The organism is Arthrobacter sp. CC3 (assembly GCF_039907775.1).
Lineage (GTDB): Bacteria > Actinomycetota > Actinomycetes > Actinomycetales > Micrococcaceae > Arthrobacter.
Genome location: NZ_JARCCY010000075.1, coordinates 1 through 11,699, shown reverse-complemented (window position 1 = coordinate 11,699; position 11,699 = coordinate 1). Strand labels below are relative to the sequence as shown.

Below are 11,699 nucleotides of genomic sequence, written 5' to 3'. Positions count from 1 at the left end.
CCTGGACCAAGACAGCAGAACAGATCCTCGAATCCATCGGCCGACTTCTGAACCGAATTTCAGGCGCGGGACACTAGATAGACGCGAAAGGCAGCGCACCTACCACCACTTCGTAAGCGCCCAGCCGTTAGCGGTGCCGTCCCCGCCCTCCCCATTCTTACCGCAGCGCAGGCAACGCCTGTATAGCCCTCCGTCCTCGGCATGTTCAACATGCCATTCGTGGCGGATATTCAATCTGCACAGCCAAGCCTGGATCACTGCCAACTCCGATCCGAATCTATGCGGCTCAATGACTCCCAATGATGGCCCTTTGCACCACTGCAAAAGAAGAGCGATCAGTACAGAGAAGCTCGGCGGAGCGCCACAACCCCACGTACGGCAGGCGCCCCCGCGGTTAGAAGTTCGACCGACGGCAATGAGACGACACGCTCTGCTGACGAGCCAACTCCAGGGTCCCAGCCCACCCGACGAAACGTCCATTATCGGCGTTTCAACCACGGGTGTAGCAGTAGCTGCGAGAACTCCCGTGTCCGTTCTCATTGAAGTTGTCAGTTTTCGCATCCAATGTGTCAGTTAACGGATTCAGGCTGTTTCTCATTTAAGTTGTCAGCAGTCATAAGCTGGCGCTTGCCCTTCTTGTGACCGGCCTAAGAGCCCAACGGCGCCCGCCGCAAGCACTGCGTGGTGTACGGAACTGACAACATGAATGAGAAAGACTCCGCCAGATTCTTCTCATCCAACCTGTCAGTCCCCACGTCGCCACTGACAACTACATTGAGAACGGACATCCCGTTTCTTAGGAACTGGACGTTTCGGCGTGACGAGATGGCGACCGGTGGGCAAATCTGGCACACCCGGTCGTAGTCCGGGATTAGCGCCAGGGAGGAGGATTTTTTGCGATGATCTCCGGGGTGAGGATCATCCCGCCGAAATCGGCCCGTGCCTGTGCCAGTGTTTCTGGGTCCGGGTCGATATTGGCATACCAGAGCCTCAGGTCTTTGGCCTCGACCAGATGCTTGCCTCCACCAAGGCTGGTGATGTCTCAGCCGGAGAGGTCGTTGGCGTGTTCCAGGTGGGCGTCGGTGAGGAGCTGGATTCCGTGGGCGTCGGGGATGTACTGCCCGTTCAGGTGCCTGTTGTAGCGGACGTGATATTCCTCGACGTGGGGAAGAGCCGGCCTGGCATATGAGAGTTCACTCCAGCTGCTGGGGGCGGCGCTGTATTGGACGAATGCCAGGTCCGTATCTGCAGGGAACGCTGTCATGGCGCGGGTAACCTGGGCCAGCCGGTCCTGCCAAGATATGGTGTCGTCCATAACCCCGTAACAGGCCCGGCCCAGCGGGCTCATCGACGCCCAGGTGAAGCGGCGCGGCTCGGACCGCAGGTAGGCCACCCTGGCCATAGCGAATTTGATCGCCCCGGCTGCCAGTGCCTGCTCAACGTTCGGGTTCCTGGTGCGAGTTTGGTGGATCCTGCGTGATAGGTAAACGTCGGCGTCCTCGAAGCGGCCCCACGCCGTGGCGGCTTCGGCGATTTGCGCCGTAAGGTCCGTCGGGACGTGCCAGGTGCGGCGTTCTTGCTCGGCGTCCAGCAGGGCCAGTTCATCGGTCTGGTAAGACACGAACGCGTTCAACTGGAGCGGCACGTCCACTGCCCCGCTTAACCATTCCGGGAAATGAGCCTCGGGCGCCGCGGTCACCCGCCCGGATTTTCCTAGCGCTTGCAAATGTTGGGCGAACGCAGCAAACCAGGCGCGCACCCCTTCCTCGGGCCCGGCCCTGCTCATCAACGCCACCGGACCGGCGTCCGAATCCGAGACCCCGCCCGTGAACACGCCATCGCCCCAGCCGGCGTCATCGACGGCTTGGTTCGCCACATGGACGGCGGCCTCAACTGCCTCAAAGGCATCCGTCGAGCCTCGGGGCCGGAACTGCAGCCACAGTTCTTCGTACTGGGCTTTCCGCCACGCCTTTGACAGCGAGGCCCAGACAACCTCAACTTCGACTCCCGGCATCCGATTCCCCAATCCGCAGGTTTTCCACAAGTCTCCGGCGAACCTACCCGATTCCATTGCCAAAAGTCGCTGGGTGAGCCTCCGCGCAGCTCAACAGCAACCCCCTACTCTGAACTCGGGCCCTTGATCTCCACTTCGGTGAGCTTGGCCCGTTCGGCCGGGGTGTTATTGGGCCAGTGGAAGACGTACCACCGGGGGGTCGATCCCATTGCCATTTCGACAGACCACCGCCGCCCACGGGTAGCCTTGGTTCATGGCCTCATCCGCACCCACCCTCGCGACGCGCTGGGAACCCCTGCCCCCACGAGTCGTGGCGAAGCTGCTTGGACCCTCTTCGGCGCGTTGGTGGCTGTCCGGAGGGGTGGCACTCGACCACTGGCTCGGCACGAGCATTCGCGAGCACCACAATACCGATGTCAGCACGACGGCTGCCGACCTGCCCCGGCTGGTGCACGACATTCCGGCGCCGTTTAGCGCTTGGGTTCCGTCCGGCGACGGCGTGATCCCCTGGGCAAAGGCCGATATGGATGCCGATCTGCAGCCGGTCCGTATCCACGACGACGCGACGGGCGCATGGGTACTGCAGATCGACGTCGAGGACGGCACGGATCGCGTCTGGGTCTACCGTCGAGACCCACGCCTGCAGCTGCCGTGGGATCGTGCCGTGATCGACGTCGACGGGATCCCGACCGGGGCGCCCGAGGTGCAACTAGTCTGGAAGGCGCTGCGTCCCCGCCCGGAAGACGACGCCGACAAGGATGCGGTGCTACCGGAGCTCTCAGACGAAGCCCGCGCCTGGTGGGAGCACGCGATTCTGACGATCCACCCGCACTCGTCGTGGTCGATCCACGTGCGTAGCCCGTTCGCTCCGGGTAAGGCCAGCTGGAACAGGACGAAACGCTAGTCTCCGCTTGAGCTCTCGGCATTGGGAGCCCTGACTTGCTCTGCCCGTGCAGCGTCGATGAGTTGGCCTAAGATCCAACCGATTCTCAAGAGCGAGTGGCGACGCCGGGTCGCACCGTCCCCACCGACCTCTACGGCCGAACCGATGCGGCATGACGGGGCCGTCCGAGCTTGAGACGCCCGCAGACTGTAGCGACTACGATCTGTATTCATCCGCCGCAACCGCATCAAGCACCAGCGAGCGGAACCATCGCTGCGCCTGCGAGAGGCTGGCCTCGCGCCGCGTATACAACTCCACCGGTGTGCTCTGCGCGGGCCAGGGCAGCTCGGCGATGCGAAGGCGGGGGAACCAGCCGCAGAACACCCCCGCTACATGTCGGGGCAGCAGGACGACCAGATCTGTCGCCTCGAGCACGGCAGGCACGGTGCCGTATTCCTCCATGGTCAGCACGACCTGGGACATCAAGTCGTGTTCGGTCAGCGCCTGCACGGGATACACGTGCCCGCCACGGGCGGAGACCCGCACAAAGCGCCTTCCCGCGAACATGTCAGGCCCGGTCGGGGGCAGCGGATGCGCCCCGGACGACAGCGCCACGTATTCGACCGAACGCACGTGCGTCCTCCACAGCCGGGGTGTGGCGATCCGCGACACGGTAAGTGCCAGATCGATGGTGCCGCGGATTAGCGCGCTCTCAACCTCGTCCGAATCGAGCCGTTCTACCTGTATCCGCGGATCGGCGCCGACCCGCCCGAGGGCGGTCATGATCGGTGGGAGGAACGTCTGTTCACCGATCGAGGTGAGTCCGAGGACGAGTTCGCCGCTGAATCCGGTCGGTTCGAACACGTCCGATCCCATGACGGTCGCGTCTATCTGTGCCAGGGCGTTGTGCAGGGGCCCAAACAACTGCGTCGCCTTCGCGGTCGGCACCATGTCGTTCCCTTCGCGACGGAACAGCTCGTCGCCGAACCGCTCCCTGAGCCGCTTCAGGGAATAGCTGACCGTGGGCTGTGTCACGTGTAGGCGCCTAGCGGCGCCCGTGACGCTGCGCAGCTCGTAGAGCGTGACGAATGTCCGGAGCTGGTTGAGGTCGGTGAACGTCATGCCATAGATGATATCAATGGCTTTGTCTTTGCATATCTATTGGACCACGGTGGCGAACACCCCTAGAGTCGGTTTGGGGCAGCACTGATCCAACGAAGTGCAGCTACTCGCACCGCTAACACTTAGTGACAAGGACGACACGCGTGATTATCGACATCCACGGCCACTACACCACAGCTCCAACACAGCTCGGAGCGTGGCGTGATCTGCAGATCGCATTCACTGAAGGACGCGCGGACGCTCCTGACCCTGCGACCCTGCGCATCAGCGATGACGATGTCCGTGAGACCATCGAGGCCAACCAGCTCAAGCTCATGAACGAGCGCGGCAGCGACGTCACCGTCTTCAGCCCTCGTGCCTCGTTCATGGCGCACCACATCGGAGACCTCGCTGTGAGCGAGACCTGGGCCCGGCTCTGCAACGACTTGTGCGCCCGCGTCAGCGAGCTTTACCCCGAACGCTTCCTGGTGGGGGCGATGCTCCCTCAGTCCCCCGGTGCTGATCCCGCGACGAGCGTTGCCGAGCTTACTCGCGCCGTCGAGGAACTCGGCGCTGTCACCGTGAACCTTAACCCCGACCCGTCCGGCGGCAACTGGACGTCCCCGCCGCTGACCGATCGCTCGTGGTACCCGATATACGAGAAACTCGTCGAATACGAGATCCCGGCGATGGTGCACGTCAGCACGTCGTGCAACCCGGCCTTCCACACGACCGGAGCGCACTACCTCAACGCCGACACCACCGCGTTCATGCAACTGCTCCAGGGCGACCTGTTCCGCGACTTCCCCGATTTGAAGCTCGTGATCCCTCACGGCGGCGGCGCCGTTCCCTACCACTGGGGGCGCTTCCGTGGGCTCGCAATGGCGCTGGGCAAGCCCGAAATCGAGGAGCACCTGCTGAACAACGTGTTCTTCGACACCTGCGTGTACCACCAGCCGGGCATCGACCTTCTCACCAAGGTCGTCCCGACCGAGAACATCCTCTTCGCGAGCGAGATGATCGGCGCCGTCCGCGACGTCGACCCGCGCAGCGGACACTACTTCGACGACACCAAGCGGTACGTCGACGCCACCACGAACCTGAACGACGCGCAGCGCGCGCAGGTGTTCGAAGCCAACGCCCGCCGTGTCTACCCACGGCTTGACCGCGCCCTTACTGCGCGCGGACTCTGAAAGGACCATCAAATGCGACTGAACAACCTCGGCATCGTCCGCACCAACATCGAACGTCCGGATCCCGCGGACGTCAAACGGCTTTCGCAGTTCGGCGTCGCCACTATCCACGAGGCGATGGGGCGAGTCGGGCTCCTGCGCCCCTATATCAGGCCGGCCTACACCGGCGCTAAGCTCTGCGGCCCGGCCGTGACGGTGCTGCTGCAGCCTGGTGACAACTGGATGTTCCACGTCGCCGCCGAGCAGGTGCAGGAAGGCGACGTGATCGTCGCCGGCTGCACCACCGAGAGTGAAGACGGCTTCTTCGGTGAGCTGCTCGCGACTTCGCTCACCGCGCGCGGCTGCAAGGGCCTCGTCATCGACGGCGGCGTGCGCGACGTCGCCGACCTCGAGAAGCTGGACTTCCCGGTATTCTCTCGTGCGATCAACTCGAAGGGCACCGTCAAGGCGACCCTCGGATCGGTGAATATCCCCGTAGTGGTCGCGAACGCCGTGGTGAACCCTGGCGACGTGGTCGTGGCCGATGTCGACGGCGTCGTGGTTGTCCCGCGCGAGCTTGTCGGAGCGGTGGCAGACGCCAGCCAGAAGCGCGAGGATAACGAGGAGGCCAAGCGTCAGCAGTTCCGCGACGGCGTGCTGGGCCTCGATATCTACAACATGCGCGAGCCGCTGGCCAAGGCCGGCCTCGAGTACGTGGAGGCATGAGCACCATGGCGCACGGGGACACCAGCGGCGGCTTCGAGAAGTCGCCCGGATGGCTCGACTGGTACGACGGGCCCTCGACTCCGACGTTCCGCGTGCCCGCAGGCGCGGTGGACGCGCACTGCCACGTCTTCGGACCGGGTGAGCAGTTCCCGTACGCGCCGGAGCGCAAGTACACTCCGTGCGACGCCTCAGCTGAGCAGCTGTTTGCGCTGCGCGACCACCTCGGCTTCGAGCGCAACGTGATCGTGCAGGCCACCTGCCACGGTGCCGACAACCGCGCCCTCGTCGACGCGCTGCAGCGCAGCGAGGGTCACGCACGCGGTGTCGCCACGGTTCGCCGCGACGTGACCGATGAGGAGCTCGCCGAGTTGCACGCCGCCGGCGTCCGGGGCGTGCGCTTCAACTTCGTAAAGCGTCTGGTCGACCGGGTGCCGACCGAGTCGCTCGACGCGATTGTCGCGAAGATCGCCCCGCTCGGCTGGCACGTGGTCATCTACTTCGAGGCTGAGGATCTGCCCGAGCTGTACAACTTCTTCTCGGCGATCCCCACCGACCTCGTCGTCGACCACATGGGTCGCCCCGACGTGACCAAAGACCCGAACGGTCCCGAGTTCGAGCTGTTCCTGCGCTTCATGCGGGAAAACCCGAACGTCTGGACCAAGGTTTCCTGCCCCGAGCGACTCTCGAGCAGCGGCCCGCGCGCGCTCGACGGCGAGCAAAATGCGTACACCGATGTCGTGCCCTTCGCGCGTCGCGTCGTCGAGGAGTTCCCCGATCGCGTGCTCTGGGGCACCGATTGGCCGCACCCGAACCTGAAGGATCACATGCCCGACGACGGGCTCCTGGTCGACTTCATCCCGCACATCGCACCGACCCCCGAACTGCAGCACAAGCTGCTCGTAGACAATCCCGCCCGCCTCTACTGGCCCGAAGGAGTATGACATGACGCTCGACAAACCGTACAAAGACGTACCCGGCACCATCATTTTCGATGCTGAGATGGCCCGCAAGGGTTACCACCTCAACCAGTTCTCGATGTCGCTGATGAAGCCCGAGAACCGCGAGCGCTACCTCGCCGACCGCGAGGCCTATCTCGACGAGTGGCCGCTGAGCCCCGCCCAGCGGCAGGCGGTGCTCGACATGGACCTGAACGCCATGATGGCCGAGGGCGGCAACATCTACTTCCTCAGCAAGATCGGCGCCACGCACGGCCTGAGCTTCCAGCAGATGGCTGGCTCGATGACCGGCATGAGCGAGGCCGCCTACCGCGACATGATGATCGGCGGTGGCCGTCGCCCCGAGGGTGTGCGGCTGAAGGATCTCGACGGATGGACCCCTCCCGCGCCGGCCGAGAAGTCCGAGGTCATGCGCCCCGATGCGCCGGCGAAGTACACGTCTGCGTTGTTCACCTCGCACGTGCCTGCGATCGGCGCGGCGATGGATCACGGCAAGACCGAGGAGCCCTACTGGAAGAATGTGTTCAGCGGCTACGAGTGGACCCGCAAGTGGGCCAAGGAGAACACCCCCGACGTCGTGATCCTGGTCTACAACGACCACGCCACCGCGTTCGACTCGTCGATCATCCCCACCTTCGTGCTGGGCACCGGCGCGGAGTACCCGGTCGCGGACGAGGGCTATGGCCCCCGCCCTGTGCCCGACGTCAAAGGCTATCCCGAGCTGGCCGCACACATCGCCCAGTCCGTGATCCAGGATGACTTCGACCTCACGCTCGTCAACGAGATGGTCGTGGACCACGGGCTTACGGTGCCGCTGTCGCTCGTGTATGGCGATGTCGAGGAATGGCCCGTCAGGGTCATCCCCCTCGCCGTAAACGTGGTGCAGTACCCGGTGCCGTCCGGACGTCGCTGCTACGAACTCGGGCGTGCGCTCCGCCGTGCGCTGGACAAGTGGGACGGCGAGCCGCTCAATGTGCAAATTTGGGGAACCGGCGGCATGAGCCACCAGCTGCAGGGCCCGCGCGCCGGCCTCATTAACGAGGAATGGGACAACGCATTCCTTGACCACCTCATCGCCGACCCCGTAGGCCTGACAGAATGGCAGCACATGGAGTACGTCGACGAGGCCGGCTCCGAGGGCATCGAGCTGGTCGACTGGCTCATCGCGCGCGGTGCGATGGATGATCAGTTCCAAGGCGAGAGCCCCGAGGTGAACCACCGCTTTTACCACGTGCCGGCGTCGAACACCGCCGTCGGCCACCTTGTTCTCACGAACCCGACCGACTGACCGCATCCGCAACTAAGGAGCCCCCATGACTGACAAGATCCGTGTGGCCGTCGTCGGCGCCGCAGGCGCCTTCGGCATGAAACATCTCGACGGCCTGATGAACATCCCCGATGCCGAGGTGACCGTCGTCAGCGGCACGCGGCCCGAACCGACCCGGGCAGTTGCCGAGAAATACGGCGTCGAGAACGCCGTTGTCGGCCTGGACGCCGCGCTCGAGCGCGACGACGTCGACGCAGTGATCCTTGCGACGCCCACGGGGCTCCACGCGTCTCAGACCCAGGCGGTACTCGCCGCCGGCAAGCACGTGCAGGTCGAGATTCCGCTGGCCGACTCGCTCGCGGATGCCGAGGCAGCGCTTGAGGCGGCTGAATCATCCAATCGCGTCGCAATGGTCGGCCACACCCGCCGCTTCAACCCCTCGCACCAGTTGGTACATAACCGGATCGCGTCGGGCGAGTTCAACGTGCAGCAAATGGACGTGCAGACGTACTTCTTCCGCCGCAGCAACACGAACGCGAAGGGCGAGGCCCGGTCCTGGACGGACCACCTGCTGTGGCATCATGCCGCGCACACCGTCGACTTGTTCGCCTACCAGGCAGGCAAGATCGTGCAGGCGAACGCGGTCCAGGGCCCGATCCACCCCGAACTCGGCATCGCGATGGACATGTCGATCCAGCTCAAGAGCGAGTCGGGCGCGATCTGTACGCTGTCGCTGTCGTTCAACAACAACGGCCCGTTCGGCACGTTCTTCCGCTACATCGGCGACACCGAGACTTACATCGCGCGTTACGACGATCTCTACAACGGCCGTGAGGAGCCGATAGACGTGTCGCATGTCGCCGTAAGCATGAACGGTATTGAGCTGCAGGATCGTGAATTCATCTCGGCTATCCGCGAGGGACGCGAGCCGAATTCGTCGCTTCGCCAGGTGATCGACTGCTACCGAGTGCTCGGCTCGCTTGAGAAGCAGCTGGCGTGAGGCTACCACCCACCGGTCTGGGCTGTATGTCGCTGAGCCACGCGTACGGCGTCCCCCCGTCGCGTGACGAGGGGCTGGCGATGCTGCGCGCCGCTCTCGATGAAGGCATCGGGATGCTCGACACGGCAACACTGTATGGCGGCGGCCGCAACGAAGAGCTTGTAGGTGCTGCGATCGCGGGGCGCCGCGATGAGGTCTTCCTGGCGAGCAAGTGCGGGATGGCGTCCGTCGATGGCGTGAAAGTCATCGATGGACGTCCCGATACGCTGCGCGCACAGGTCGATGCTTCGCTGACCCGCCTTGGCGTCGATTACATCGATCTGTACTACCTTCACCGGTGGGACAAGAAGGTGCCGATCGGCGATAGCGTCGGGGCGTTGGCCGAGATGGTCGCGGCGGGCAAGATCGGCGCAATCGGCCTGTCCGAGGTGTCGGTCGCGCGACTGCGCGAGGCGCAGGAAGTCACCCCTATCGCGGCCGTGCAGAACGAGTACTCGTTGTGGAGTCGCAATGCCGAGCTTGGCATGCTCGACGCCACCCGCGAGGACGGCGTGACTCTTGTTGCGTTTTCGCCGGGCGCAAGGGGTTTCCTCGCCGATGCAATCAAGGACCCAGGTGAGCTGTCCCAGAACGACATCCGCCGCGGCATGCCGCGCTTCCAGCCCGAGCACTGGGGTGCGAATGCGGCGCTGCTGGCCTCCTGGCGTCAGCTGGCTGCGGAGGCCGGTTGCACCCCAGCACAGCTCGCGCTGGCCTGGCTGCTCTCCCGCGGAGATCACGTTCTGCCGATCCCGGGAACAACGAGCGTCGCGCACCTGCGTGAGAACATGGCGGCGGCCGACATCACTGTCGACGGCGCGCTGCTGACGCGGGCCGGCGAGCTGATTGGCACGGATACCATCTCTGGCGCGCGATATGCGCCGGCATCTGCTGCCGAAGTAGACGCCGAGACTTTCGAGGATGCCGCATGAGGGCGATCTCGTCGATGGCCACCCGCCAAGTTCTCGCCGACCTCGCTGAAGCTGCAGCCGGGGCGGGGCTGCCGCTTCTGCAGCTCGAATCCGAAGGCGGAGTGAACGCCGCCCAGCGGCTGACCGCCGGCGAGCCGTTCGACCTTGTGTTCCTCGCCGAGGACGCTCTCCAACGCCTCGCTGCCGAGGGGCACGTCGATCCGGCAACCATCGCCCCGATCGTACTGTCGGAGGTCGCCGTCGGCGTGCCCACACGCAGCGCCGATGCAGCCACACGTTCCGAAGGCACGGCCTTCGCCAATGCCGATGAGCTTCGCAGCGCCCTGCGCACGGCATCCCGCATCGGATACTCCACCGGTCCGAGCGGCACCGAACTGTTGCGAATGATCGACCACTGGGGCATGACCGATGAGGTCCGCGACCGGCTGGTGCAGGCCCGTCCAGGCGTGCCCGTGGCGCGCCTGCTCGCCGAGGGCGAGGTCGATCTCGGCCTGCAGCAGCTCAGCGAGTTGGTGGGGCAGCCCGGCGTGCGCATCCTCGGCGTCCTCCCCGCCGACTGCGCGATCAGCACGGTCTTCGCGGGTGCTGTCGCGACATCCTCCAGCGACGCGGCAGGCGCTGCGGAAGTGTTGGCCTTCTTCCGCTCCGACCTCGCGGCGTCCATCAAGTCCTCGCACAGCTTTGGCGCGCCCTGAGGCCCTGCCGTTACGGATTGGCTGATGCGGGTTCTGCAGACGTTTCCACCGATGCGAGGCGCGCAGACGATCGTGGAGAACGCACGGGCGACGCGCAGTCCTGCTGATTCCGGTGTCCGCCTTGATGCACGTGTGCGAAGTCTGGTCCCCGTACCTTGCATTGTTCATGGTCGTCCTGCCCAGCGCGTGCCCTCACGGGCGCGGTGATGTCTGAGCTCTTCCGACGGCTGCGCGCTGTGACGGCGTCAGAGTGACGCACAAGGTGGCCATTTCCCGTTCGGTTGAACCACTCCCCCTATCAGCCAGATCTGGTAAAGGACACCGGCAACTCGTTCGCGCCGGCGTTCCATGTCATGTACTTCTCTGCGGTGGCGCTGTTTGCGCTCACCAGGACACGGGTGACCGCCGCACGTCTGCGGCTCGGATCAGTTCCGGCGGTAGTGAGCAGCGAAGAAGGCCACCAACGAGCACGTCACTCCCCCGCGATGCTTCTGATACCCGTGCCCAGTGGCTCCGGAGACGAAGCGCGCACTAATCACGCCCCCTGGGTCAGGGTCATTTCGACGGCCTCGCGGAACAACGCAACGTCGGCCTCAAAGTTGTAGCTCACGCTGGGGATGGAAATCTGCATCCTTGCCTTCTGGGTTCCGCTAACTGGACGGAGGCAGCAGCGGCTCCTGTACTGCTTCCGCCGAGGCCTAGTCCTACCTACGAGGGCGGAGAGTTGCCTTTCTCCAGATTCCGCTCACGCCCGGTCTACTCGGCACATACGCAGTACTGAGCGGGAGCGTCGCTCGGCATGCCCGAATTAACAACCTCGGGTCTGTGGGCAGCCCGAGTAGTACTTTGTTAGGTTTCGGTGAAGGGGTCTTTTAATCGCTGGCCTGACCTGTTAATTTCGTTTCGTGGGTATG

10 protein-coding genes are annotated in these 11,699 nt (G+C 64.4%); 8 read left to right on the top strand and 2 right to left on the bottom strand.

Annotated elements, in window-relative coordinates:
- Positions 1-1,042 precede the first annotated feature (1,042 nt).
- The gene (locus PV761_RS23585; RefSeq protein WP_347899958.1) at positions 1,043-2,014 is read right to left on the bottom strand and encodes a hypothetical protein; all 972 of its coding nucleotides are present in this window, start codon (positions 2,012-2,014) and stop codon (positions 1,043-1,045) included.
- Between the two features lie 253 nt (positions 2,015-2,267).
- On the opposite strand from PV761_RS23585, the gene PV761_RS23580 reads away from it, so the two are divergent.
- Positions 2,268-2,918, top strand: a complete 651-nt coding sequence (locus tag PV761_RS23580; RefSeq protein WP_347899957.1) for a hypothetical protein — start codon at positions 2,268-2,270, stop codon at positions 2,916-2,918.
- A gap of 195 nt (positions 2,919-3,113) precedes the next feature.
- Here the strand turns inward: PV761_RS23580 and PV761_RS23575 are convergent, their stop codons facing one another.
- Complete coding sequence (locus PV761_RS23575; protein ID WP_347899956.1) at positions 3,114-4,019, bottom strand: LysR family transcriptional regulator; 906 nt, start codon at positions 4,017-4,019, stop codon at positions 3,114-3,116.
- A gap of 143 nt (positions 4,020-4,162) precedes the next feature.
- Here PV761_RS23575 and PV761_RS23570 point away from each other — a divergent pair, with 143 nt between their 5' ends.
- The 7 genes from PV761_RS23570 to PV761_RS23540 are packed head-to-tail and all read left to right on the top strand — an operon-like array spanning position 4,163 to position 10,785.
- A complete protein-coding gene (locus tag PV761_RS23570; protein WP_347899955.1) occupies positions 4,163-5,191 on the top strand; it encodes an amidohydrolase family protein in 1,029 nt (342 codons plus the stop codon).
- Positions 5,192-5,203: 12 nt separating this feature from the next.
- Positions 5,204-5,896: a 4-carboxy-4-hydroxy-2-oxoadipate aldolase/oxaloacetate decarboxylase gene (gene ligK / locus PV761_RS23565; RefSeq protein WP_347899954.1), complete on the top strand. Its 693-nt coding sequence runs from the start codon at positions 5,204-5,206 to the stop codon at positions 5,894-5,896.
- Positions 5,893-6,837: an amidohydrolase family protein gene (locus PV761_RS23560; protein WP_347899953.1), complete on the top strand. Its 945-nt coding sequence runs from the start codon at positions 5,893-5,895 to the stop codon at positions 6,835-6,837. The genes ligK and PV761_RS23560 overlap by 4 nt, the downstream gene beginning before the upstream one ends.
- A 1-nt stretch (position 6,838) precedes the next feature.
- Entirely contained in the window at positions 6,839-8,140 is a 1,302-nt protein-coding gene (locus PV761_RS23555) for a protocatechuate 4,5-dioxygenase subunit alpha/beta (protein ID WP_347899952.1), read from the top strand.
- A gap of 25 nt (positions 8,141-8,165) precedes the next feature.
- Positions 8,166-9,119: a Gfo/Idh/MocA family oxidoreductase gene (locus PV761_RS23550; protein WP_347899951.1), complete on the top strand. Its 954-nt coding sequence runs from the start codon at positions 8,166-8,168 to the stop codon at positions 9,117-9,119.
- 26 nt (positions 9,120-9,145) lie between these two features.
- The gene (locus PV761_RS23545; protein ID WP_347899950.1) at positions 9,146-10,090 is read left to right on the top strand and encodes an aldo/keto reductase; all 945 of its coding nucleotides are present in this window, start codon (positions 9,146-9,148) and stop codon (positions 10,088-10,090) included.
- Positions 10,087-10,785 (top strand): substrate-binding domain-containing protein, encoded by a 699-nt coding sequence (locus PV761_RS23540; RefSeq protein WP_347899949.1) that lies wholly within the window; start codon positions 10,087-10,089, stop codon positions 10,783-10,785. Before PV761_RS23545 ends, PV761_RS23540 begins: the two co-directional genes overlap by 4 nt.
- The last annotated feature ends 914 nt before the right edge of the window (positions 10,786-11,699 follow it).

Coding starts and splice junctions, on each gene's coding strand:
- PV761_RS23585 (WP_347899958.1), bottom strand. CDS start 2,014: ATGCCGGGAGTCGAAGTTGAGGTTGTCTGGGCCTCGCTGTCAAAGGCG.
- PV761_RS23580 (WP_347899957.1), top strand. CDS start 2,268: ATGGCCTCATCCGCACCCACCCTCGCGACGCGCTGGGAACCCCTGCCC.
- PV761_RS23575 (WP_347899956.1), bottom strand. CDS start 4,019: ATGACGTTCACCGACCTCAACCAGCTCCGGACATTCGTCACGCTCTAC.
- ligK (WP_347899954.1), top strand. CDS start 5,204: ATGCGACTGAACAACCTCGGCATCGTCCGCACCAACATCGAACGTCCG.
- PV761_RS23560 (WP_347899953.1), top strand. CDS start 5,893: ATGAGCACCATGGCGCACGGGGACACCAGCGGCGGCTTCGAGAAGTCG.
- PV761_RS23555 (WP_347899952.1), top strand. CDS start 6,839: ATGACGCTCGACAAACCGTACAAAGACGTACCCGGCACCATCATTTTC.
- PV761_RS23550 (WP_347899951.1), top strand. CDS start 8,166: ATGACTGACAAGATCCGTGTGGCCGTCGTCGGCGCCGCAGGCGCCTTC.
- PV761_RS23545 (WP_347899950.1), top strand. CDS start 9,146: ATGTCGCTGAGCCACGCGTACGGCGTCCCCCCGTCGCGTGACGAGGGG.
- PV761_RS23540 (WP_347899949.1), top strand. CDS start 10,087: ATGAGGGCGATCTCGTCGATGGCCACCCGCCAAGTTCTCGCCGACCTC.